The organism is Burkholderia sp. SIMBA_051, from assembly GCF_046534915.1.
GTDB lineage: Bacteria > Pseudomonadota > Gammaproteobacteria > Burkholderiales > Burkholderiaceae > Burkholderia > Burkholderia ambifaria.
Map to the genome: position 1 here is coordinate 500,780 of NZ_JAWRXS010000001.1, position 23,536 is coordinate 524,315.

General features: G+C 68.2%; 22 protein-coding genes. 7 read left to right on the forward strand and 15 right to left on the reverse strand.

What is annotated here, in order from left to right; translation table 11 throughout:
* The first annotated feature begins 230 nt into the window (after nucleotides 1-230).
* Both SB771_RS02175 and SB771_RS02180 read left to right on the forward strand, forming a co-directional pair.
* A complete protein-coding gene (locus SB771_RS02175; RefSeq protein ID WP_175659599.1) occupies nucleotides 231-941 on the forward strand; it encodes a class I SAM-dependent methyltransferase in 711 nt (236 codons plus the stop codon).
* A 122-nt stretch (nucleotides 942-1,063) separates the two neighbouring features.
* On the forward strand, nucleotides 1,064-1,732 hold the full coding sequence (locus SB771_RS02180) for a glutathione S-transferase (protein WP_175659600.1): 669 nt from the start codon (nucleotides 1,064-1,066) through the stop codon (nucleotides 1,730-1,732).
* A 6-nt stretch (nucleotides 1,733-1,738) separates the two neighbouring features.
* Here the strand turns inward: SB771_RS02180 and SB771_RS02185 are convergent, their stop codons facing one another.
* Complete coding sequence (locus SB771_RS02185; RefSeq protein WP_011660476.1) at nucleotides 1,739-2,392, reverse strand: DUF1345 domain-containing protein; 654 nt, start codon at nucleotides 2,390-2,392, stop codon at nucleotides 1,739-1,741.
* 134 nt (nucleotides 2,393-2,526) lie between these two features.
* On the opposite strand from SB771_RS02185, the gene SB771_RS02190 reads away from it, so the two are divergent.
* On the forward strand, nucleotides 2,527-3,252 hold the full coding sequence (locus tag SB771_RS02190) for a metallophosphoesterase (protein ID WP_175659601.1): 726 nt from the start codon (nucleotides 2,527-2,529) through the stop codon (nucleotides 3,250-3,252).
* 57 nt (nucleotides 3,253-3,309) lie between these two features.
* Here SB771_RS02190 and SB771_RS02195 read toward each other — a convergent pair whose 3' ends face one another.
* Both SB771_RS02195 and SB771_RS02200 read right to left on the reverse strand, forming a co-directional pair.
* Nucleotides 3,310-4,005, reverse strand: a complete 696-nt coding sequence (locus tag SB771_RS02195; RefSeq protein ID WP_175659776.1) for an RES family NAD+ phosphorylase — start codon at nucleotides 4,003-4,005, stop codon at nucleotides 3,310-3,312.
* Nucleotides 4,006-4,007: 2 nt separating this feature from the next.
* Nucleotides 4,008-4,427 carry an MbcA/ParS/Xre antitoxin family protein gene (locus SB771_RS02200; protein ID WP_006754054.1) on the reverse strand — a complete coding sequence of 140 codons (420 nt, stop codon included), beginning with the start codon at nucleotides 4,425-4,427 and terminating at the stop codon, nucleotides 4,008-4,010.
* Nucleotides 4,428-4,661: 234 nt separating this feature from the next.
* On the opposite strand from SB771_RS02200, the gene SB771_RS02205 reads away from it, so the two are divergent.
* A complete protein-coding gene (locus SB771_RS02205; protein WP_012365606.1) occupies nucleotides 4,662-5,444 on the forward strand; it encodes an ABC transporter substrate-binding protein in 783 nt (260 codons plus the stop codon).
* 989 nt (nucleotides 5,445-6,433) lie between these two features.
* On the opposite strand, the gene SB771_RS02210 is transcribed toward SB771_RS02205, so the two are convergent.
* Together SB771_RS02210 and SB771_RS02215 are read right to left on the reverse strand one after the other, a co-directional pair.
* A complete protein-coding gene (locus tag SB771_RS02210; protein WP_175659602.1) occupies nucleotides 6,434-7,906 on the reverse strand; it encodes a sigma-54 dependent transcriptional regulator in 1,473 nt (490 codons plus the stop codon).
* 435 nt (nucleotides 7,907-8,341) lie between these two features.
* The gene (locus SB771_RS02215; RefSeq protein ID WP_175659603.1) at nucleotides 8,342-9,265 is read right to left on the reverse strand and encodes a metal-dependent hydrolase; all 924 of its coding nucleotides are present in this window, start codon (nucleotides 9,263-9,265) and stop codon (nucleotides 8,342-8,344) included.
* A gap of 580 nt (nucleotides 9,266-9,845) precedes the next feature.
* Here SB771_RS02215 and SB771_RS02220 point away from each other — a divergent pair.
* Nucleotides 9,846-10,187, forward strand: a complete 342-nt coding sequence (locus SB771_RS02220; RefSeq protein WP_006761935.1) for an FKBP-type peptidyl-prolyl cis-trans isomerase — start codon at nucleotides 9,846-9,848, stop codon at nucleotides 10,185-10,187.
* Nucleotides 10,188-10,212: 25 nt separating this feature from the next.
* A complete protein-coding gene (locus SB771_RS02225) occupies nucleotides 10,213-10,980 on the forward strand; it encodes an AraC family transcriptional regulator (protein ID WP_175659604.1) in 768 nt (255 codons plus the stop codon).
* Here SB771_RS02225 and SB771_RS02230 read toward each other — a convergent pair.
* Together SB771_RS02230 and SB771_RS02235 are read right to left on the reverse strand one after the other, a co-directional pair.
* Complete coding sequence (locus tag SB771_RS02230; protein ID WP_175659605.1) at nucleotides 10,928-11,278, reverse strand: hypothetical protein; 351 nt, start codon at nucleotides 11,276-11,278, stop codon at nucleotides 10,928-10,930. The two genes, SB771_RS02225 and SB771_RS02230, sit on opposite strands and share 53 nt — an antisense overlap.
* A gap of 125 nt (nucleotides 11,279-11,403) precedes the next feature.
* Entirely contained in the window at nucleotides 11,404-11,904 is a 501-nt protein-coding gene (locus tag SB771_RS02235) for a winged helix-turn-helix transcriptional regulator (RefSeq protein ID WP_175659606.1), read from the reverse strand.
* Between the two features lie 150 nt (nucleotides 11,905-12,054).
* Between SB771_RS02235 and SB771_RS02240 the strand changes: the two genes are divergently transcribed.
* Nucleotides 12,055-13,290, forward strand: a complete 1,236-nt coding sequence (locus tag SB771_RS02240; RefSeq protein WP_175659607.1) for an MFS transporter — start codon at nucleotides 12,055-12,057, stop codon at nucleotides 13,288-13,290.
* Between the two features lie 262 nt (nucleotides 13,291-13,552).
* Here the strand turns inward: SB771_RS02240 and SB771_RS02245 are convergent, their stop codons facing one another.
* The 8 genes from SB771_RS02245 to SB771_RS02280 form a co-directional block, all read right to left on the reverse strand.
* Nucleotides 13,553-14,719 (reverse strand): glycosyltransferase family 4 protein, encoded by a 1,167-nt coding sequence (locus SB771_RS02245; RefSeq protein WP_011660464.1) that lies wholly within the window; start codon nucleotides 14,717-14,719, stop codon nucleotides 13,553-13,555.
* Nucleotides 14,719-15,903, reverse strand: coding sequence for a glycosyltransferase family 4 protein (locus SB771_RS02250; protein WP_175659608.1), 1,185 nt, complete (start codon nucleotides 15,901-15,903; stop codon nucleotides 14,719-14,721). The genes SB771_RS02245 and SB771_RS02250 overlap by 1 nt, the downstream gene beginning before the upstream one ends.
* Nucleotides 15,900-17,366, reverse strand: coding sequence for an O-antigen ligase family protein (locus SB771_RS02255; protein WP_175659609.1), 1,467 nt, complete (start codon nucleotides 17,364-17,366; stop codon nucleotides 15,900-15,902). The genes SB771_RS02250 and SB771_RS02255 overlap by 4 nt, the downstream gene beginning before the upstream one ends.
* A gap of 10 nt (nucleotides 17,367-17,376) precedes the next feature.
* The gene (locus SB771_RS02260; protein ID WP_011660461.1) at nucleotides 17,377-18,513 is read right to left on the reverse strand and encodes a glycosyltransferase family 4 protein; all 1,137 of its coding nucleotides are present in this window, start codon (nucleotides 18,511-18,513) and stop codon (nucleotides 17,377-17,379) included.
* A gap of 110 nt (nucleotides 18,514-18,623) precedes the next feature.
* Nucleotides 18,624-19,583, reverse strand: a complete 960-nt coding sequence (locus SB771_RS02265; protein ID WP_175659610.1) for a glycosyltransferase family 2 protein — start codon at nucleotides 19,581-19,583, stop codon at nucleotides 18,624-18,626.
* A gap of 61 nt (nucleotides 19,584-19,644) precedes the next feature.
* Nucleotides 19,645-21,870, reverse strand: coding sequence for a polysaccharide biosynthesis tyrosine autokinase (locus SB771_RS02270; protein WP_175659611.1), 2,226 nt, complete (start codon nucleotides 21,868-21,870; stop codon nucleotides 19,645-19,647).
* 50 nt (nucleotides 21,871-21,920) lie between these two features.
* A complete protein-coding gene (locus SB771_RS02275) occupies nucleotides 21,921-23,099 on the reverse strand; it encodes a polysaccharide biosynthesis/export family protein (RefSeq protein ID WP_011660458.1) in 1,179 nt (392 codons plus the stop codon).
* Nucleotides 23,093-23,536: a low molecular weight protein-tyrosine-phosphatase gene (locus SB771_RS02280; protein ID WP_006752506.1), complete on the reverse strand. Its 444-nt coding sequence runs from the start codon at nucleotides 23,534-23,536 to the stop codon at nucleotides 23,093-23,095. Before SB771_RS02280 ends, SB771_RS02275 begins: the two co-directional genes overlap by 7 nt.

The window sequence follows — 23,536 nt, forward strand, 5'->3', positions numbered from 1 at the left end:
GCCAGGCAGGGGGGAAGAAAAGTATGCACCTGTTTCAGTTCTGAAACGTATTGATTCCTCACATTTTTAAATGCGAATCGACCCCGACAACGTTTGCGTGCGACGCGCATCGAGTCGGGTAGTCCGCATACCGGAATGGCCGCTCGCCTTGTTGCGCCGCCGACCGCTGCTTGCGCTCGGTGCGATGCGCGTGGACACCCCCGTCCGCGCCCGAACCCGAGGCATCCGCCATGTCACTCCCCGCCAGCGCCGCGAAGTTCGATCCGGCACGCGCGCACGAATACGCCGAACAGGCCCGCATCGCACTCGCCGGCTACGACGCATGCCACGAACTCGCCGCGTGCATGCTTGCGTCGTCGATCGGCGCGGCCGATGCGCGGATCCTCGTCGTGGGTGCAGGCGGCACGGGGCAGGAAATCTGCGTGCCCGCCGCGCTCGAACCGGGCTGGCGGTTCACGGCCGTCGATCCGTCCGCGCCGATGCTCGCGCTCGCGCGCGCCAACGTCGAAGCGGCGGGTTTCGCCGGCCGCACGCACTTCATCGAGGCCGGCATCGACGCGCTGTCCGACGCGCCGGCCTTCGACGGCGCGACGCTGATCGGCGTGCTGCATCACGTGCCCGGCGACACGGCGAAGGCCGCGCTGCTGGACGCGATCGCGCGCCGCCTGAAGCCCGGCGCGCCGCTGGTGATCGCGGGCAACCATCGCCGCTACGCGGACCACCCTCGGCTGCTCGATGCGTGGCAGCAGCGCTGGCGCATGAAGGGCGCGACGCCCGACGCGGTGCGTGCGCAGTTGGCCAAAATCCTGCAGGGCGCCGATCCGCCGGCTTCCGAGGAAGCCGTGTTCGACCTGCTGGACGATGCGGGTTTCGATGCGCCGCTGCGCTTTTTCTCGAGCCTGTTCTGGGGCGCGTGGATCGCGTTGCGCCGCGCCTCGTGACGAGGCGCAACGACGGGTGACGCGCGCCGCTCGACGCACTGGACCATCGCGCGGCAGCCCGACGTGCCGGGCGTCACCCGCGCTCGGTATGATGTCGTTCCCGCCCCTCTTCCGGCCTCGACATGCTGACCGTCCATCACCTGAACAACTCGCGTTCGCATCGCGTGCTCTGGCTGCTCGAAGAACTGGATGTGCCGTACGAGCTCGTGCGCTACGCGCGCGATCCGAAGACGATGCTCGCGCCGCCCGCGCTGCGCGCGATCCATCCGCTCGGCAAGTCGCCCGTCGTCACCGACGACGGCCGCACGATCGCCGAATCGGGCGCGATCATCGAGTACCTGGTCGAACGCCACGGCAACGGCCGCCTCGCGCCGCCCGGCGGCACGCCCGAGCGGCACGACTACACGTACTGGCTGCACTACGCGGAAGGATCGGCGATGCCGCCGCTGCTGCTGAAGCTCGTCGCGTTGCGCATCGCGCATGCGCCGATGCCGTTCTTCGCGCGGCCGATCGCGCGCAAGATCGCCGCGACGCTGCAAGCGGGCTTCGTCGATCCGCAGATCGCGCTGCATCTCGATCATATCGACGGCGCGCTGACGCGCACGGGCTGGTTCGTCGGCGACAGCTTCAGCGCGGCCGACATCCAGATGAGCTTCCCGCTCGAAGCCGCGATGGCGCGCGGCGACGGCGGCAGGTATCCGGCGATCGCACGCTTTCTCGAAACGATCCACGCGCGGCCCGCGTACCGCCGCGCGCTCGAGCGCGGCGGTCCGTACGAACTCCTGAAATAACCCGCGTCAGCTCAGCAGCCCCGCCGCGACGTTGATCGACAGCCCGAGCACGGCCATGTTGAAGTAGAACGACAGGATCGACTGCGCGAGCACCGCGCGGCGCGCGGAGCGGTTCGCGAGCGACACGTCGGCCGTCTGCGACGCGACCGCGATCGTGAACGAGAAATACAGGAAATCCCAGTAGTCGGGCTCGGGGTTGCGGTCGGGAAAGCGCAGCCAGCGATCGCCGGTCGGCGAGCCGTAATAGAGCCGCGCGTAGTGCAACGTGAAGATCGTCGGAATCAGGAACCACGCGCCGAACAGCGTCGCGGCCGTGATCGCGTAATGGCCGAGCCCCGCGCGAAAGCCGACGCTCTTCGCGGTCGCGAGCTCGATCGCGATCGCGGCGACGCTCGCGACCGTCGCGAGGCAGATGACGGTCAGCACGGTCGTCGCGTTCTCGTCCTCGCGGATCGCGACTTCGCGCACCTTGTGATGATGCGCGGTGACCATGCGCACCCACATCAGCACGAGATACAGCCAGACCGTGCAATCCCAGCCGATCAGCACGCGCGCGGTCGGCCGCAACTGGAGCGGCAGCAGCACCGCGCACGCCACGCCCGCGACGAAGGCGGCGACCATGCGCGGCCGGTTGCGTAATACCTGCGGATAAAGCGTCATCGTGTGATTCCGAAAGCGGATGGAAAGGTCCCGCCGGCGCGCAAAGGGCCGCTGCGCGTCGCCGGCGGGTAGCGCCCCGATTATCGCCATTCCGGCATGTCGTTGCGATGGCCGCAAGCGCCTAAGATATCGGGATGACACCCGCCCTCTGCCACCATCCCGCGAACGCGGCCGGCCGCGACTTCGTCGTCGGCGATCTGCATGGCTGCGTGGATGTGCTGCGCGCGCTGCTGCACGACATCGGCTTCGATCCGGCTTGCGACCGGCTGTTCTCGGTCGGCGATCTCGTCGATCGCGGCCCCGCGTCCGAAACCACGCTCACGCTGCTCGACCGCCCGTGGTGCCATGTGGTGCGCGGCAATCACGAAGAAGTGCTGAGCCTCGTGTCGCGCGGCAAGCTGCCGCCCGATGCATGGCGCGGGATCGGCGGCGACTGGGGCGCCGATCTCCCGCCGGAGCGGCTGCATGCGCATGCGGCGCGCGTCGACGCGCTGCCGCTCGTGCGCGTGGTCGGCGACGGCGCCGCGCGCTTCAACGTGCTGCATGCGGAGTTCTTCGGTCCGGACGCGGAACTCGACACCGGCAACTATTCGCACGACGTGCGCGAGCGGCTGATGTGGGGGCGCGACCTGGTCCAGGGGCTCGCCGACCCGGCGCTGCAGGCCGGCCTGTCGCTGACCTGCACCGGTCATACGCCGGTGCGCGCGCCGCAGCGCATCGGCGCGCAATGGTTCATCGATACCGGCGCTTTCGCGCCGTCCGGACGGCTGACGATCGTCGAACCGCGCACGGGCGACATGTGGTCGCTCACCCAGGCCGACGCGCGCGCCCGTCACGCGGGCGAGTTGCCGCTGCCGTAGGCCGGCAACGGCTTGGCGGAAGCACGCGCACGCGTTTGCCCGCGCGAGCCTCCCCCGCTAGCCCACCTGATTCAACTCGAACACCGCATCGATCGCGGAACCGTTCCAGTTGTATTCGAGATACGCCGCGTGATGACAGTCGCGCAGCAGCGTCGTGCGAAACGCCGCGAGACATTCGCCGCCTGCGTCGCGCACCGACGGATAGACGATTCCCGCGCCGCCCGAATGGCGCACCGCGCGCCCGAGCGCCTGCCCCGCGCTGTAATCGAGCGGATCGAGCAGCGCCGGGCTGCGCTGCGGCCACGTGCGCACGTCGGCGACCTCGCCGTGCGCGTACACCGTGTAGAGCCGCATCTGCTGGCGCATCGGCGGCTCCTTCGTCGCGGACATGAACAGCCCGCTGTGATAGCGCGTTTCGGCGATCGCCGTATCGCGCGACCGCCCGCAGTAGAACACGCCGTAGCTGCCGTCGGAAAAGCGGCTGCCCTGCGGATTCAGGTGCGTGAACGCGGCCATGATCGGCCCCCAGCCCTGGCCGTAGCGACGCTCGGCCGGCGGCACGAGTTCGAGCGTGCCGACTTCGTTGCGGATGCGGTCGTTCGTCAGCGATTCGAGCGCATAGAGCGCATCGAAATCCTCCGCGGACGCGACGCGGTCGAACAGGTTGATGGCGGGAAAACGGGTGGGAATCACGCGATAGGCAGGCGCCCAGTCGACGACGGTCGTGGGCCAGGCTTGCGCTTCGATCGGCATCGTCACGCCCAGCCACCTCGCATCGCGTCGAGATATTGCCGGACGGCGACCAGATCGCCAACGTTGCCGGCGAGCATCCGGTCGAGCGCGCGCTTGCCGCCGAACGGCGCGGCGTCGTTGGGCCGCTTGACCCAGGTATCGGCGGCAGCCGGCTGCGGCAACAGGATCTGCAGCGCCTTGTAGATGCCGAGCAGCAGCGATAGTCGCTCGAGCGTGTCGCGCGGCAGGCGCGCCGATTCCGGCGCTGCCTTCCACTTGAAGAACGTCGAACGGCCGGGCGACCCGAGCAGCACGATCTGTTCGTCGATCGTCAGCTCCCAGTCGCGCGCGATGTTGAAGAACGCACGCAGGCCGGCCGCCGACATCTGCGCGACCGAAGCCTGCCGCGGGGCGGAATACGGATCGAAGGCGGGCTGTGTCATGAGCGTTAGTCTCGAAATGAATTCACTAACAAGATTAGTCCATTTCGGTATTTTTGCAAGGGTCGTCCCCCGACATCGGCATTTCCTTCGATAAGAGATATTTTTTGTCCATTCTGGACGAATATTTTATTTTCTGCGTTAATGGCCGTGCGGACAGACAGCGCATCGCCACGCGGTGCGTGTCTACAGCAACCGAGTCGCCGAGAACCGGATAGACCACGCCAAGGAACCATCATGAAGAGACTGATTGCCGCCGTTTCGATCGCCCTGCTCGCGGTATCGGCGGGCCCCGCCGTCGCGAAGGACTGGACCACGCTGCGCTTCGGCACCGACGCCAGCTATGCACCGTTCGAATCGAAGGCGCCCGACGGCAAGCTCGTCGGCTTCGACATCGATCTCGGCAACGAAATCTGCGCGCGGCTGAAGGCGAAGTGCGTGTGGCTCGAGAACGATTTCGACGGAATGATCCCGGCGCTGAAGGCGAAGAAGTTCGACGCGGTGCTGTCGTCGATGTCGATCACGCCGCAGCGCGCGGAGCAGATCGGCTTCACGACGAAGATCTACAACCAGCCGACGCGGCTCGTCGTGAAGAAGGGTTCATCGCTGCTGCCGACGGCCGAATCGCTGAAGGGCAAGTCGATCGGCGTCGAGCAGGGCACGACGCAGGAAGCGTATGCGAAGGCGTACTGGGCGAAGCAAGGCGCGAACGTCGTGTCGTACCAGAACCAGGACGGCGTGTATGCCGACCTCACGTCGGGCCGCCTCGACGCCGCGCTGCAGGACGAGGTGCAGGCCGCGATCGGGTTCCTGAAGTCGCCGCGCGGCGCGGGCTACCAGTTCGTCGGGCCCGAACTCATCGACGAGAAGGTGCTCGGCATCGGCGCCGGCATCGGCCTGCGCAAGGAAGACACCGACCTGAAGGCGAAGATCGACCGCGCGATCCTCGACATGGTCAAGGACGGCACCTACAAGCGGCTCGCGTCGAAGTACTTCGACTTCGATATCTACGGCGGTTGAAGCGGCGTCGCGCGCGACGGGTGTGATGCCCGTCGCGCGCGGCCGGACCGCCCCTCCCCCAAGCGCCGGACGGCAACGCCTCCCTGACGTTTGCCGTCGCGCCGGTTTCATCGACCGCGCCGTACCGCCTGATACCGCACCGCCTGATCCCGCGCTTCATTCGGATTGCAAACCGCTGACTTCCGCGGGCGATGGCCCGCGTGCGACGTCAATACGCGAAGAGCGGGCGCAGCCGAACCGGCGCGCGGGTGCACATACCCTGGCGGATCCGGTTGGCCAGCGAAAAAGTACCGGCCCGGCGCGGATGACCGGGTATCAGCCGGATCCGCCTCGCACCGGGCGCGCAGAGATGGCCTGTCGACGCATGCCGGCCGGCGGCAAGATGCGCGGACGCCCGGCGATGGGTCGAATCATTGCGTTCGCGGCTGGCCGGCCGCGTCGTTTGGCGATCGTTCATCATTTTTCTACCCCGTATTCGTGCCGTTGCTTGTGCCGGCAACCGGACTTCGCCGGTGCCCCGACGATCCGACGACGACGGCCCTGCCGGTCGGACCCGGGCAGTGCTTGCTGCCCGTCCCGCCGGTCATCCCCGTGGGCTGCGTCCTTGTCGGCTCTTGGGTTCGCTGCCGAACCGGCCGGACGCCACATCATCGTCTCTCGCACCTCGATCAGCGCAAGGAGCGGGCCAGCTTCGGATGAAGCCGGCCGCACAAGGCTTTCGTCGGACAAGCTCGCGGCCGGACCGGGCGGGACACGCAGGAAGTTACGAAACTGAAACATGTCGCGCGCGGGCGGCCGCGGGTGCGCTGCGGCACTGCCTTGCCGGACAAGGCGCGCGGACGATCAGGAAAGTTTTGCCGGCGCGGGCGGCACGCCGCCGGCCGCGTTTGCCGGCTTATTCGGGTGGCTGCCGACAGGAAACGTTTCATGCCCTTTACATGCCGCCGGACGCGCGCCCGGACCCACCGCGAACGCTTCCCTGCCGCCGTTCAGCCGACGCGCTGGTGGTCGGCGTCGCCGGGCGGCGAACCGTCCTTCCCGCCGTTGTCGCCGTTGTTGTCGTGGTCGTTGAGCCCGTGCTCGATCATCATCCGGTAGAGCGTGACGCGCGAGATGCCGAGTTCGGCGGCGGCCTTGTTGATCCGGTGATCGTTGCGCAGCAGCGCGTTCTCGATCGCGGTGCGCTCGGCGAGCGAACGCGCCTGTTCGAGCGTGACGGGCTCCGTTTCACCCGGCGTCTCGAGCCCGAGATCGTTCGGCGTCAGCAGCCGGCTTTCCGCCATCACGATCGCGCGGCGCACCCGGTTGATCAGCTCGCGCACGTTGCCGGGCCACTCGTAGCGGCGCATCGCGTCGAGCGCGGCCGACGTGAAGCCGCTGATCTTGCGGCCGCTGTCGGCCTTGTATTTCTGCAGCACGTAATGCGCGAGGATGTCGATGTCCTTGCCGCGCGCGCGCAGCGGCGGCTCGTGAATGCGCAGCACGCAGAGCCGGTGATAGAGGTCCGCGCGAAAGCGCGCGGCTTCGACCGCGCCGTCGAGATCCACGTGCGTCGCCGAGATGATCCGCACATCGACCGGAATCGATTCCTGGCCGCCGAGCCGCTCGATCTTCCCTTCCTGCAGGAAGCGCAGCAGGCTCGCCTGGCTTTCGACCGGCATGTCGCCGATTTCGTCGAGAAACAGCGTGCCGCCGTTCGCGGATTCGATCCGGCCCGCGCGCCGCTGGTTCGCCCCGGTGAATGCGCCGCGCTCGTAGCCGAACAGTTCCGACTGCAGCAGGTGATGCGGAATCGCGCCGCAGTTGATCGCGACGAACGGGCCCTTGCCGCGCGCCGAGCGCTCGTGGATCGCGAGCGCCGTCAGCTCCTTGCCGGTGCCCGACTCGCCGGAGATGAACACGCTCGCGTCGGTTTTCGCGACCTTGCGAATCGTGCTGAACAACTGTTGCATCGCTTCGCAGTTGCCGATCATTCCGTGCTCGCCGATCGACGCCGCGTAGGCCGCGCCGTCGACGCGATCGAGCGCGGCCATCCCGCGTGCATGGCCGAGCACGTGCGAAATCCATTCGTGCGGCAACGGCAGCGTCACGTAATCGAAACAGTAGCTGCGGATCAGTTCGCGCACGGCGGGGCTGATCGTGACACCAGCCTGCGCGACGGAAATCCAGCCGATCGCCGCCTGGCTCAGGCACGCCTTCAGCGCGGGATAGTCGCGCGACGTGAATCCAGAAAAATCGATGAGCCCGGCGGCGACGTTGACGCCGGATGTCATGTTCTGCGCGGCGCCGGCTGTCTTGGCGATCGAGATATCCCAGCCGAGCCCGCGCAGTTGCGCCAGCAACGGCTCATCCGGCGAACGCATGATCACGAACAGCTTGCGTCCGGCCTCGGGGGCGGTAACGGATACGAGCGGCATCTCGGGCGCCGCCGTCCCGTTTGCGTCGGGTGACCTTGCAACCATCGTTATTCCCCGCTTGGCGTTGGTATCGTGCGCCGGCTCGCCGCGCGTACGAAGGACCTCGATCGAACCGACATATTGGCCGTATTTCCGTACGAATAAAATCCCCCCGGGCGATAATCGTGCGCCGAACGAATCCTTTCATGAACGGTATATCGATGCCGCGGACGCGCGGCTAGATGGGTGTTTTCCCGGTGGCGGGGTGAACCCGGAAGAAAGCCGCGGAGATCACGAACGCGGGGAACCGCGCCGGTGCTGGCGCACCGGGCGGCATGCGATGCCGGGCAGGCGGAATCGAATCGGCCGCATGCGCCGGCGTGGCTGGTCGGCCGTCCCGGCGAACGCGTGCGCAATCGTTTCCGGTTGATGCCGGTCAATCGTCAATTAAACGGGGTTGATGCACGAACGCAACACGCGCCGCATCGCGCGGCGGGCGGATTAGCGCCCCGATGCGAGTGGTGCGGGCGCGTGGGCATGAGAGCGACCACGGCCGGCCGCGGCGTCATCGTGTTCGCCGTATGCGGCGACCAGGCCGTCGACACGGGAAAGGTGATGACGGTTGTCGTGGTCCCACGGATGGAAGCCGGGCCGCAAAAAGCTCAGCCACTCACCCGCGATGCGAGGAAACAGCCCGCGGCGCGGCCCGTACAGGAACGCGATCATCCGCAGCATGCCGCGCACGCGATGCCTGATATCGCGATCGCGCGACAACAGCGTCACGTGGATCAGGAACACGGTCGGCCAGAACGTCAGCGTCGTCAGCAGGTAGACGCCGACGCGGATCAGGTAGCGGCGCAGGCCCGGCTTCATCACGGCGTTCCACACGTCGTAGGACACCGCCTTGTGCTCGGTTTCCTCCAGCGCATGCCATACCCACATCTGCCGGTAGCCTTCGACAGAGCCGGCGAGACGCGTCGGGTCGCGCAGGAGCCAATCCGCGAGCATCGCCGTGTAGTGCTCCGCCGCGACCGTATGCGCGAGCTGGACCGAATGCGGCAGCACGCGCTTCGCGAAGCCGAGCACCGTCCACACGCGCTTGTCGAGCTTGCGCGCGGGCAGCCGGTTCGCCTGCATCAGTTCGTTGTATTCGACGTGCTCGCGCGTATGCATCGCCTCCTGGCCAATGAAACCGAGCACCTGACGCTTCAGCACGGGATCGTCGATCCGGTCGCGATAGTTGCGCACCGAATCCATGAAAAAGCGTTCGCCGGCCGGAAACAGCAGCGACAGCGCATTGAAGAAGTGCGTCACGTGCGGGCCGAGCCCGTGCCAGTCCTTCGCGCGCTCGACCGGCAGGTCGAAGCGCAGGTCGCGGCGCACCGGCATCACCTCGGCTGCGGTGGCGGAAGCGGCTGACTTCATGTTGTCGTTCTCCTTGTTTTCGGGCGGCCCGGCAACTGCCGCGGCCTTGCCGGCGCGGGCCCGGGCGGCGCATCGCGCAACGCCGAAATCTTGCCATCGATAACTGTAAAGATAGGCTCCGGGCGACGCCGCGCGCAAGCCGCGTGGTAGACGCGCGCTTCCAAACAGGACGCGCTCGGCAGCGCGGAAAAAACGACGTTTGGAAGGCGTTCGCGCGTGCCGCGATTCGAACGCGCACGGCGGCGTAGGACCGACAGGCGGGCGCTCAATACGCGAGCCGTAATCGGCTTGAAAGCGCCGTGCGACGGGCGTCTCGCGCGAAGGGACGGTGGTGTTCAACGCGACGCCGGCTTGCCGCGTCGCAACGATTCATACGCACGCGCCGTTCGCGCGGTGCAACCGCGTCGATCCGGTTCGCGAAAAATTCAAACGCGCGTTCCATTCGCATTTCTCGCCAGATGCGTGGCCGCCTCGCCAGCGACCCGCGATCGACACGCGGATTGGCCTTCGCCGCGCAGGGGCGGCCCGCAGCGCGCTCGCCTACAATAGCGGTTTTACCCAACCCCTTTCAGGAGAAGTCATGTCTGTCACCACGACCGCATCGGGCCTCAAAATCGAAGAGCTGACCGAAGGCACCGGCGCGGAAGCGCAAGCCGGCCAGACCGTCAGCGTCCATTACACGGGCTGGCTGACCGACGGTCAGAAATTCGACTCGAGCAAGGATCGCAACGACCCGTTCGCGTTCGTGCTCGGCGGCGGCATGGTCATCAAGGGCTGGGACGAAGGCGTGCAGGGCATGAAGGTCGGCGGCGTGCGTCGCCTGACGATCCCGCCGCAACTCGCGTACGGCCCGCGCGGCGCAGGCGGCGTGATTCCGCCGAACGCGACGCTCGTGTTCGAAGTCGAACTGCTCGCCGTCTGACGAAGACGCCGGCCGGCTCCCTCCGATGGAACGCATCCCGTCACCCGCCATCGCGCTGCGCCGTTACGACACGTGCGAAGCGTCCGACGTGCACGACTTTCATCAGGTCGTGCTCGGCGTCGATGGCGAGATGGTGATGGCGGTGGACGGCGTCGGCCAGCGCATCGACCGGCACGCGGCCTGGCTGATTCCGGCCGGCGCGCGCCACGATTACGCGGGCCTCGGCGACAATCGCCAGCTCGTGCTCGACCTGCCCGCCGCGTCGCTCGCGGTGCCGCAGCGGCTGTTCGACAGCGCGCGTGCGGTGTCGATCGACCCGGCGCTGACGTCGCTCGTCGCGCAGGTCGCGGCGGCCGCCGCGCAACTCGACGGGCCGGCCGGCGACGCGCGACACGCGCATCGCTTCCAGTGGCAGGCCGCCGCGCGTCTGTGCGATGCGCTGCTCGGCGACACCGGCCTCGCCGCGCCTACGGCGGGCCTCGATTTCGCGCGCATCGACCGCTGGCTACGCGCCCGGCTCGCGGAGCCGCTGCGCATCGCCGATCTTGCCGCACACTGCGGCTATGGCATGCGGCGGTTTCATCAATTGTTCGTCGACGCGTTCGGCGAAACTCCGCATCGTTATTTGCAGCGGCTGCGGCTCGACGCCGCCGTCGTGCTGCTCGCCGACGGCCGCCATCCGCTCGTCGACATCGCAGGCATGGTCGGCTTCGCCGACCAGAGCACTTTCACGCACGCGTTCACGAAGCGCTTCGGCGTCGCGCCGGGGCGCTGGCGCGGCGAACGTCACTGAGCGATTTCGCCGGACGGTTCCTGCCTGCCGTAATGCAGTCGCCTGGTGTGGCAAGCCGCCCCTTTTCCGCGCGCAAATCGATCGCATTGGATCGCAGCCGGCGACCGTATCGACGCATCATGCCTTCCTGAAACCTCGGCCGCACGACGCGTACTTCTCCGAGATCGCGGGCTGGGCCGACTATCACGCGGTATTCGAGCGCAATGCGTTCCAGCGCTGTGCGCGGCTCGCCGACGATGCCGATGCTCGCGGCCGCACGAACCGCCGCCGCGTTCGGCTGCGGATCGCTGCATTTCATCGATGCGTCGACGTCGCTGCGGCTGCTGCTCGCGTCGGTCGGCGCTACTCGTCGCAGCGGGGTTGCTCGCGACGCTGATCAGGCCGGATGCGCATCGCGGTGCATCGGCTGCGCGTCGGGCAGCGTCATCCGTCGATTGAACGGCACGACTGGCCTTCACCCCGCGTCCCGCCCTCGTCGTCACCCACCTTCCGCACGACCGTCTCCGCCGCCTTCAGCGGCCGGCCGTCGTCGTGCCGCAGCGCGAGCTTGCGGATCGCGCGGCCCGTCTTGCGCTCGACCAGCACCGAATGTGGCTCGCCGCGCGCGAACAGGTTCGCCTCGCCCCACTGCCGCAGCATCACGATCACCGGAAACAGCCCCTCGCCCTTCTTCGTCAACGCGTATTCCTGATACGCGCTGCCGTCCGACGCGGGCACGACCTCGAACACGCCGGCCTCCACCAGCATCCTGAGCCGGTCGGACAGGATGTTGCTCGCGACGCCGAGGCTCGCGCGAAAATCGCCGAACCGGCGCACGCCGTCGAACGCGTCGCGCACGATCAGCAACGCCCAGCGATCGCCGACGATATCGGTCGCCCGCGCCACCGGGCACGGCGAATCCGCAAGACTTCTCTGCCTGGCCATATTGCTCTCCGCTGTCGTGCCGGCCGCCTTCCCGGCGCCGGCCATTCGTGCGCGGGCCCGTCGCCCGCCGCCTCATGAAGTTGCATTTTAAAACTACTTTTCCTACACTCACACTAGTTTCAATTTGCAACTACTTGCGTGAGGCAACTGATGGAATCGTCTTGTCGTTCAGGAACCGTCGCGTCGAACGCGGCATCGCGTGCCGCTCGCCCGGCCGATGACACACGCGTGTCCACGGCGCGCGTCGCGCTGCTGGCCGTCTGCTGTGCCGCGAGCGTCGCGAACGTGTACTACGCGCAACCGCTGCTCGACTCGATCGCCCGCGACTTCGGCGTATCGCAGGGGGCGGTCGGCGGCGTGATCACCGCGACGCAGCTCGGCTGCGCGCTCGCGCTGCTGTTCGTCGTGCCGCTCGGCGACCTGCTGAACCGCAAGCGCCTGATCACCGTTCAGCTCCTGCTGCTGACGGCAGCGTGCATCGGCGTGGCTGCATCGTCGACGCGCATCGCGTTGCTCGCGGGCATGGTCGCGGTCGGGTTGCTCGGCACCGCGATGACGCAAGGGCTGATCGCCTGCTCGGCCGCGCTTGCGGGTGCCGGCGAGCGCGGCCGCGTGGTGGGCGCGGCACAGGGCGGCGTCGTGATCGGCCTGCTGGCCGCGCGCTCGCTCGCGGGTGTCGTCACGGACATCGCCGGCTGGCGTGCCGTTTATCTGGTGTCGGGCGCGCTCGCGATCGCGATGCTCGTCGCGCTGGCGCGGCTGTTGCCCGATACCGATGCGCCGCGCGAACGCATCGGCTATGCGGCGCTGCTCGGGTCGATGGTCACGCTGCTGCGCACCGAGCGCGTACTGCGCGTGCGCGGGGCGATCGCGCTGCTGATGTTCGCGGCGTTCAGCATCTTCTGGAGCGCGCTCGTCCTGCCGTTGAGCGCGCCGCCGCATGCGATGTCGCATACGCAGATCGGCGCGTTCGGGCTCGTTGGCGCACTGGGGGCGGCCGCCGCCGCGCGCGCGGGCCGGCTCGCCGATCGCGGGCTCGGTGAAGCGGCCACCGGCGTCGCGCTGGCGCTCCTTGCGCTCTCGTGGCTGCCGCTCGCGTTCGCCGGCACGTCGATCGCGCTGCTGGTCGTCGGCATCGTGCTGCTCGACGTCGGCGGGCAGGCTGTCCACGTCGTGAACCAGAGCATGATCCTCAGCGCGCGGCCCGACGCGCATGCACGCCTCGTCGGCTGCTACATGCTGTTCTATTCGGTCGGCAGCGGGCTCGGCGCGATTGCGTCGACGATGATGTATGCGCATGCCGGATGGATCGGCGTCTGCGGGCTCGGCGCGGCGGTCAGCGTCGTCGCATTCGCTGTTTGGGCCGTGACGCGCAAGCTGGCGTGACGCCTGGCGAAAACGGCGTGCTCATCACGGCGAGTTAGGCAGCGAACGACAAAAAGCCGGCTCGCCCGATTCGGGCGAGCCGGCTTGGGTGTCCGGCTTGGGTGTCCGGCTTGGGTGTCCGGCTTGGGTGTCCGGCTTGGGTGTCCGGCTTGGGTGTCCAGCTTGGGTGTCCAGCTTGGATGCCCGGCGCAGGCGCCCGGCTCGCGACCCGACCGCCTACGCACGCGCCGCCCGCAATCCGCCGGCGGCGCACCGCGTTCGCTTACCCCGCCGCCCGAATCGCCTCCTCATACACACCGGCGACCCGCCGCGCGATCACCGCGTTATCGAAGTGCTCACGTGCATAGCGCTTGCACGCGGCTTCGTCCGGCAGCTTGATCGCGCCCGATAGCGCCGCGCCGAGCCCTTCCGCGATCGCATCCGCGCCGGTCGACGGCAGCACCAGATCGTCGGACAGCCCGGCGACTGCCTCGGGCAACCCGCCGACCGGCGTAACCAGCACCGGCGTGCCGGACGCCAGCGATTCGACGGTGATCAGCCCGAAGCCCTCGAGCGCGACTGTCGGCACGACGCTGACCGTTGCCGCGCGGTACAGCGCCGCGAGATGGTTGTCGGGCACGAAGCCGAGCAGCTTCACGTTGTCCTGCAGCCCCGCCGCATCGATGCGCTGCTGCAATTCCTCGCCGATCTTGCCCTTGCCGGCGATCAGCAGCAGCACGTCCGGATGCCGTTGCTTGACGACACCGATCGCGTCGATCAGATCCTCCAGCCCCATGCGCCGCACGAGCCGGCGCACGGCCAGCACGATCGGCCGGTCCTGCGGCAGTTGCAGCTTGTGCCGCGCCTCGCTGGGCGTGAGCGGCGTGTCGAACTGCGCGGTATCGACACAGCCGGGAATCACGCGCACGCGCGACGGTTCGATCCCGTAGCGGTTCGTCAGGATCTGGCCGAATGCCTGCGACAGCACGATCAGCCGCGACGAGCGCGTATAGACGGCCTGTTCGAGATAGCGCTTCGCGCGCTGCCCGAGCGACGCGGCGCCCTCGACCTGGCTTTCGTCGGCCCACGGCCCCTGGAAGTGCGACACCTGCGGAATCCCGCGCGTCACGTCGAGGCCGGGGAACGTGTACAGCGCGAAGTGCGACGAAATCACGTCCGGCCGCTCAGTGCGAATCTCGTCGCGCAACGCGCGGCGCGCGGCGAGCATGCGGCGCGCGAGCGGCTGCGACGCGGGCCCGAAGCCCTGGATCGCACCGCCCGTGTCGTCGGCGACTTTCGGCGAGCCGGCGACGAGCCCGCGCACCTCGACGCCCGCCCCGGGCAGCGCGCCGACGAGCGAGTAGTACATCCGGTCGAGGCCGCCCGCACGTTCGGGGAACCAGTGCATGCCGATCTGCAACGATTTGATCGGCCGGGAAGATTGGGACATCACGATTGCTCCTGCGTCACCGCATGCTCGACCCGCTCGAAGGCGGACGGCTGCGTGGGTTGGCCGATGCGCCGGTAGAGCGCGACGTACTGGGCGCCCATATGGGCCCAGCCGAAACGGGTCATCAATTCGCGGGCCGCGTCGCCCATCGCGCGGCAGGTGTCGCGCGACGCCGCGAGCGAACCGATCGCCTGCGCGAGCGCCGCCGGATCGTCCGGATCCTCGAGCACGATCCCGCACTCGCGCGTGATGATTTCCGCGCCGCCCGCCGTGCGTGCGGTGACGACCGGCAGCCCGGCCGCCATCGCCTCCAGCAGCGACAGGCTCATCGCCTCGTAGCGCGACGGAAACACGTACGCGTCGACCGAACTCATCAGCGTCGGCATGTTCTTCACGAGACCGAGGAAGTGCACGCGCGAATCGATACCGAGCGCGCGCGCCTCGTCCGGATACGGGCTGCCGGGCAGATAGCCGGCCACCGCGAGATGAACGTTCGCCGGCAGCTTCGTCAGCGCCTTCAGCACGGTGCCGAGGTTCTTGCGCGGCGTGCGCAGGTCGCCGACGAACAGCAGCAGGAACGCGTCGTCAGGCAGCTTGAACGCCGCGCGATCGGGCTGCGCGCCCGCGAAGGCACTGCCGTCGACGCCGTTGTAGATCACGCTGATCTTGCGGCTGTCGATGCCGAGCCCGGCGATCTCGTCGGCCACCTTCTGCGACACGGCCGTGATCGCGCGCGAACGCCGGTATGCCCAGCGCTCCAGCGCGGTGTTCACGCGCGTATAGATGTACTGGTAGGCCGACCACATGCCCTTCGTCAGCCCGAACGGGTAGTACGGGCTCTTGAACCAGCCGCCGTGCACGAAGTGCGCGGTATTCACGTCGGCGCGGATCCACGAGATGAAGCCGTTCACGTGCAGCACGTCGTACTCGCCGCGATGCGCGCGCAGCCACCACGCGCTCTTCAGCGCGAACACCTGCTGCTTGACGAGATTCGACGGCCAGAAGCGACCGACCTTCACCGGCACCCAGCGCACGCGCGGGTCGGCCAGCAGCTCGGGCGCGACATGCGACGCAACCAGCGTGACCTCGTAGTTTTCCGCCAGCGCCGCGCGCGCGATTTCGTAATTGACGCGGCCCTGGCCGTCGTTATGTCGCACGACGTGCGTGACGATCGCGATTCTCAATGGTCGCCTCCCCGTGAATCAGCGGCGGCCAGCAGGCGCTGCGCCTTCTGCCAGTGCGCCGCGGATAGTATTGAAAAAATGGCCGTGAACAGCAGCAGGCCGCCCGTGCCGATCAGCGAGTTCGTGAACACGAGCATCGCGAACACCGACAGGCACAGGCTCAGGCATGCGCCGACGAACTTGTCCTTGCGCAGCTTGAACGCCGCGCGCAGCGTGCGGCCGAGCAGCATCACGACGCCCGCCAGGTACAGCAGCGTGCCGGGCCAGCCGAGCACGAACGGCACGTTCATCACGCCGCTGTCGAAGCTGCCGTACTTGCCGAGCTCGCCGCTGTCGCTCGACAGCTTGGTCGACGCGCCGGTCGCGCCCATCCCTTCGCCGGCCACGTCGGTGAACGCCGTCTGCGCGAAGGTCGCGTAGAACTTGTTGCGGTCGTCGTAGCTGCGGTCGTCCTTCAGGTTCGTGATCGACTGCAGACGCGCGCCGAGCCGGTCGGCCACCGGCCCGACGGTCAGGAGCGGCACGCACAGCCCGACCAGCACGACGCCGCTGATCAGGATCCGCATCCGCACGCGGTTGCTCGACTGCAGGAGCTGGATCGCGAGCGCGATCACCCAGCCGCCCCAGGTCGAGCGCACGAGACACAGCGCGAACGACACGAAGCCGGCGGCGCCCGCGAACCAGCGGACCTTCTGCGGCGCCGCGAACACGAACACCAGCGCGCCCATGATCGCGAACGCGAACGGCCCCGACGAGTTCATCGTGCTGAATACCCGGACGCCGTACGGCACCGGCTCGCCCTGCGAACCCATGTTCGACCCGATCATCCACAGCACGTCCCACTGCGGCATCACGAAGTACTGCACGACCCCGTACACGCCCATCACGGCCGCGCCCCACATGAACGTGGACAGCAGCACGTCGCGGTACTCGGGATAGTCGCGCGAGTTCACCATGATGTGAAAGCCGATCAGCACCGGGTACACCCAGTTCGCGAGGTCGTAGGTCGCGGCCATCACGCCGCTCGACACGATGCCGACCAGATATGCATACGCCAGCCCGAACAGCATCAGCAGCACGGGAATGCCGCGCCGCTGCGCGAGCACGCGGTAATGCCTGATCAGTCCGAACGCGGCGATCATCGTCACCGCGAGCGGCGCGACCTGGATCAGGCTGGTCGGCGTGAACGCGCCCTTCGACCAGTCGGCCAGACGCCGCACCTCGGGGCTCAGGAACCACACCCACCACATGAAGCCGACGTAGCGCGCGGGGCTCTTGAAATACAGCCAGATGCCGACCGCGATGGCCAGCACCGGAAACGCGAGCGTCAGCACCTTGCCCTGGTGAATGGCGATCAGCGCGGCGGTAAACGTCCACAGCCCGGCCTGCCCGACCCAGTGCTTGCGCTCGGGCAGCCAGCTGCGCTTGCGCGACGGTTCGCGTTCGGCGGCGATCGTGCTCATCGATCCGCTCTCACCGCGACGACGGACGCGAATCCGCGAGCGGCATCGCGAGGCCGGCGGCCGCCGGCGTACGACGCCGGCGCAGCATGTCGCGCGTGATCCGCACGTGCTGCTCGGCAAACGCCTGCGTGGTCAGGTCGCGCTCGCGCAGGCACGCGGCCGCGGCGCGTGCGCAGTCGAGCGCGGCGAGCGGATCGGCCACGAAGCGGTCGGCGGCCTGGCGCATCGCCTGCGCATCGAACGCCGGCACGTAGGCGGCCGTGTCGTGCGGGAAGTAGTCGCTGAGGCCGCCCACGTCGGACACGATCATCGGCTTGCCGACCGCCGCCGCCTCGAGCATCACGGTGATGCCCGACGCGTGGAAGTTCGGCCGCAGCGGCACGACGATCACGTCGGCCCATGCGTACAGTTCGTGCTGCTTCGCGAGGCCCGATGCCGAGCCGATCTTCACGTTCGGCGCATGCCACTCGCGCGGCACGCGGCGGCGCGTCGCGAGCCGCACGTCGTAGCGCTCGTCGCCGCCGAACGCGGCGAGGAAGGTGCGCCAGTCGCGGTCGCGGTCGTTGCCGATCGCGGCGATCCGCAGCGGCCGGTTCGGCTGCCACTGCTGCGGCTCGACCGGCGGGAAATCCTGCGTGTTCAGCCCGTAGTACACGAACTCCGCGTCGCGCCCGAGATAGCGGCGGCACAGCTCGGCGTTGTCGCGGGCGAGTGTCGTCAGCGCGTCGGCACGCGCGAGCAGCTTGCGATACAGCCAGCGGCGCGCGCCGCCGAACGTGTTCCACTTGTCGAATAGCCACACGCTCTGCGCGAGCAGCAGCGGGCGCTTGCCCCGCGCGCCGGCGAGCTTCAGGACCAGCGCCGCGGCGAGATGCTCCTGCTCGGTGTGCGTCCAGATCACGTCGGTGTCCAGCAGCGCGGCGCGATTGCGCCACGCGTGCACGACGTCGAAGCCGAGCGCCGCCTTCAGCGCACGGCGCGCGAGGCTCGCGACGCGGTTCTCGCGCCGGTCCTGCGAATAGGTCAAGCGGAATTCGTCGGATTCGGCGTGGTGATAGCCGTACAGGCAGCCGATGTCCTCGCCTTTGCGGTAGGTACGCGGATCGGCGCCGTAAAACAGGTGGACGTGAACCTTCGTTGCAGTCATGTCAGCCTCCGCCGTGCCGTGGGATGCCCCGACAGGCAGGCTTCAGGGAAATGAGCGGGTCGTACCATATCAAGCCCTCCGGGGGTGGCCATGCGTCGTGCGCGGCTCGTTCAAGACGTCACCGGCGGCATCGCCGCACGATGGGGGGCAAGGTTGGCGCGGCGCGCATCGCGTGCGCCGCGGCGCACCGCGCGCCAGTGCTCGCGCACGCGCTCGCGCTGCGCGGTATGCAGCGACAGCAGCACGTGCGCGAAGCCCGGATAGACGCGCGTGCCGACCAGCGTCCACCACCACCACGCGAGCTCGCGCCGCAGCGGCGGCAGATGCTCGCGCAGGATCAGGTGCAGGTTGTACGCGCCATTGCTGATCGCATTCAGCGACGCGGCATCGCGCCGGTCGTCGTCGAAACGCTCGGCCGGAAAATGGTCGACCGCGATCGCCGGGTCGTAGACGAGCTTCCAGCCTTCGCGCTGCACGTGCATGCTGAATGCCATGTCGTTGTGCACCTGCGCACCGGCGCCGCGCAGCCGCGTGTCGAAGCGCAGCCGTTCGATCGCGGCGCGGCGGTAGCTCATGTTCGCGCCTTTCAGCATGTCGACTTCGCGCGCGCCGCCGACACCCAGGTGATGGTTGCCGATGATCTTGCCGGCGAGCGTGAGCTGGCCGACGAGCTCGCGCGACTCGTCGAGCACGCGGCCTTTCTCGTGCACCCAGTCGCGGCCGCCGACCGCACCGACGCGCGGATCGGCCAGGAACACGGCTTCGATGCGCGCGAGCCAGTCCGCGCGCGGCGCCGCATCGTCGTCGGTGATCGCGACGATGTCGCCGTTCGCCGAGTCGAGCCCCTTGTTCAGCGCGGCGACCTGCCCCGGCACGTCGACCGGCACGATCCGCAGCGGCAGCGCGCCGCCGACCGACGGATCGGCGAGGCGCTCGTGCGTGGCATCGTCCTCCGGGCGCGCGACGACGATCACCTCGTCGGGCAGCCGCTGCTGGCGCTGCAGCGCCAGCAGGCAGCGCGCGAGGTCGGCGGGACGCCGAAAGGTCGGAACGAGCACGGAAATTTTCATCGGGGGTTCTCCAGTCGGCCGGGCGGCGCGATGCGCGCCGGCCCGGTTTCGTGCAATGCGATCAAGCGCTCAGGTATTCGTGGACGGCCGCATAGCCGCGGCCGTAGCCGCGCGCCTTCGGCGGCACGCCGTTGAAGATCCCGCCTTCCAGATCGACGCCCGCGGTACGCAGGCGCTTGATCGCGTCGGCGATCTCGCCTTCGGTATGCATGCCCGAGCGCAGCACCAGGAAGGTCGCGCCGGCCATGCGGCCGATGATGGTCGCGTCGGTCACCGCCAGCACCGGCGGCGAGTCGATCAGCACGATGTCGTAGCGCTTGCCGAGCCCTTCGAGGTATTGCGGCAGACGCGTCGACATCAGCAGCTCCGACGGGTTCGGCGGGCGCGTGCCGGCCGAGATGAACGACAGGCCCTGCACCGGCGTCTCGCGGATCGCGTCCTCGAGCGCCGACTGATCGCTCAGCAGCTCGGACAGGCCCGGCTGCGCGGTGAGGCCGAAGTAGCGGTCGAGCATCCCGCGGCGCATGTCGGCGTCGATCAGCAGCACGCGCTTGCCCGAATGCGCGAGCAGCACCGCGAGGTTGACCGTCAGGAAGCTCTTGCCGATCCCCGGCGTCGGGCCGGTCAGCACGATCACGCGGTTCTTCGCGTCCATCATCGCGAACTGCATCGCGGTGCGCAGGCTGCGCATGCTTTCGACGCTCAGATCCTTCGGACGCAGGCTCGCGAGGATCGGCCGCGCACGGCCGCCGCCCTTCTCGGCCATCGCGTCGAGCTTCACCTGCTCGGCGCTTTGCGGCACCAGCCCGTACAGCGGCAGGTTGAACGTGCGCTCGACGCGGTCCGGATCCTCGATGCCCTGGAACAGGTTGCGGCGCAGGAACACGACGCCGGTGCCGAGGATCATGCCCAGGAACACCGCGGCCGACAGGATCAGCACCTTCTTCGGCTTGATCGGGGCGCCCGGGCGCAACGCCGAGTCGATCAGGTGGATGTTGCCGCCCGTGCCGGCCTTCTGCACCGACAGTTCCTGCACGCGGTTCAGCAGCAGCACGTAGATGTCCTCGGCGACCTTCGCGTCGCGCTGCAGCTGGACGGCCTTCACTTCGGTCGCCGGCAGGCTGCGGAAGCGGTTGCTGAACTTGTCCTTCTCGCCCTGCAGCTCCGCGAGCTGCTGCTTCGCGGCGATCACCATCGGGTGCGAGTCGGTGAAGCGCTGCGCGAGCGACGCGAGCTGCAGGCGCTGCGCGGCGATCTGCTGCTCGTACTGCACGCTGCCCTGCAGGTAGACCTTCGCCTCGTCGCTCGCGTTGATCGAGCCGGACGTGCGCTGATACTGCGTCAGCGCGGCTTCCGCACGCTCGAGGTCGGCCTTCAGGCGCGGTTCCTCGCCCTTCAGGAAGTCGAGCATCTTGGTCGCTTCGGCCTGCTTCGCGATCACGTGCTGGTTCAGGTACGACTTCGCGAGCGCGTTCGCGATCGCGGCCGTCTGGTCCGGATTCTTGCCTTCGAGCGAGATCTGCACGACACCCGTCTGCTTGCCCTGCTCGCTCACCTGGATGCCCGACTGGAAGCCGGTGATCGCGTCGAGATCGTTGTAGCGGACCACCGTGAACTGCGTGCCCGGACGCGCGACGAGCTTCTGCACGAGCAGCGTGACGCCGCCGCCCTGCTCCGATTCGCCGACGCGGCCCGACAGCAGGCGGCGGCCGTTCTGGTCGACCACCGTGTAGGTGCCGTCCGGGCCGGCCGTCAGCGTCAACTTCTTGCCTTCGAGCTCGGGCACGACGTTGATCGAGTCGATATCGGCGACTTCGCCGCCCCACGCGTACGACCGCAGGCCGAACCACGCGCGCGACGGCTCGCCCGGCGTCGCGATGCGCGCGGCCAGGCTGCCGATCCCCGGCATCGTCTTCGGCACGACCGAGAAGTTCAGCTTGAACTCCTCGACGACCGGCGCGACGACGCCGCGGCTCTTGATGATCTCGATTTCCGCATCGGTCGGCGCCTGCTGCGGGCCGCTGTTGATCGATGCACCCGTCTGCGTCTGCGTGAGCGCCTGCGACGTATTGTCGTTGCCCTCGACGCGCACGTGCACGTCGGCCTGATAGACCGGCTTCGCGACGAAGCAGTACAGGCCGGCGAGCGCGATGACGGTCACCGCGATGCCGAGCAGCAGCCAGATGTCGTCCATGATCACCTGGAGCAACTGGCCGAGGACGACGTCCTCTTCCTCGGTTTTCGCGGCCGGACCCGCGTAGGTGTGTTTTGCTTGCGTGTTCACCATTCGTTCCCGCTTGAGTGGTGCCGGGGGGCAGGTGCCGCCCCGGCGGGCTATCAGCGCGTGATCTGCCGCATGTAGAAGATCGTCTGGATCGTCGGCAACACCTGCTGCAGCACACGGTTGAACTGCACCGAGCCGGCCGTGCTGACGTAGACGACGTCGAGCGGCTGGAGCGGGAAGCGGCTCGACAGCATCAGCGCATCCGGCTGCGTCATGTCGAGGCGATACACTTCCGGCTTCGTCGGGTTGTCACGCATCCCGCGCATCACGTAGATCTTGCGCGGGTTCGCATCGGTGTCGAGGATGCCGCCGCCGGCGGTGAGCGCGTCGGCGATGGTCAGCCTGCCCTTGAGCATCGGCACCGTGACCGGCGTCTTGACCTCGCCCATGATGAACACGCGGCTGTCGCTGCGGTCCGGCACGTTGACGATGTCGCCCGGCTGGAGCATCACGTTCTGCTTCACTTCGCCGCGATCGAGCACGCCGTTCGCGTCGAGCGTGTAGAGCTTGCCGTCGCGCGTCAGGCGCACGCGCTGCAGGTCGGCCTCGTTGGTCGAGCCGCCCGAGCGCGAGATCGCGTCGACCAGCGTCAGCGGCACGTCGCTCACCGCGAGCGGGCCCGGCTGCTTCACCTCGCCCGTCACCTGTATCTTCTGGCTGCGGAACGACAGCACGCGCACGTCGAGCTGCGGATTCTTCACATAGCGCGCGAGCGTGGACGACATCTGCTCGCGGATCTGCGCGACCGTCTTGCCCGCCACGTGAATGCGGCCGACGAACGGGAAGAAGATCGAGCCGTCGGCGGACACGGTCTGGCCGTACGGATCGGCCTGACCCGGCAGCGCGGTCGTATACGGCTGCTGGAGCGCGCCCGCGACCGACTGCGTCGTGTTGCCGCCGCTCGAGAACGACTGGCCCTGCGGCGTCGTCAGCTCGGGGTGATCCCACACCGTGACGCCGAGGATGTCCTGCGGGCCGACGCGGTAGACGTACTGCGACGGATCGGTGTAACGGCCCGGCGGCAGCGGGTGCTCGACCTGCTGCTTCTGCAGCTGATCCATCACCAGCTTCGCGTCGATGTAATGAACCGGATAGGTTTCGGCCTGGCCCTGGCGGCCTTCGTCCTTCAGGTTCGACGAATCGAGATAGTTGCCGGGCGCGGTCGCGCAGGCCGACAGGAATGTCGTCATCGCGACGGCGAGCGCCAGCGGGCGCATGGGACGTTTCAGCATAGTTTTTGCAGCCATCCTTGAACCAGACGTTCGATCAATGAGTAGCTCTCGCGATAGTCGGCCTCGGGGCCGCCATGCGGATCCGCGATCTCGGCGTCCTCCCACTTGCCAAGCAGGTGAACCTTGCCGCGCGCGAACGGATCGACCGATTCGACGGCCGCGATCTGTCCGCGCTCGCTGACGAGAATCAGGTCGGCGTCGCGCACGAGCCGGCGCGACAGCCGACGCGACCGGTGCGTCGTCGCATCGACGCCGCGCTCGGCGAGCAGTTGCCGCATCACCGGATCGATGCCGTCGCCGTCGTTCGCGCGCACCCCCGCGGAATGGAACGTCACGCGCGGGCCGCCGCGCGACGCGGTGTGCGACTTGAACAGCATTTCGGCTGCCGGGCTGCGGCAGACGTTCGCGTGACAGACGATCAGGATGTTGCGGAACAT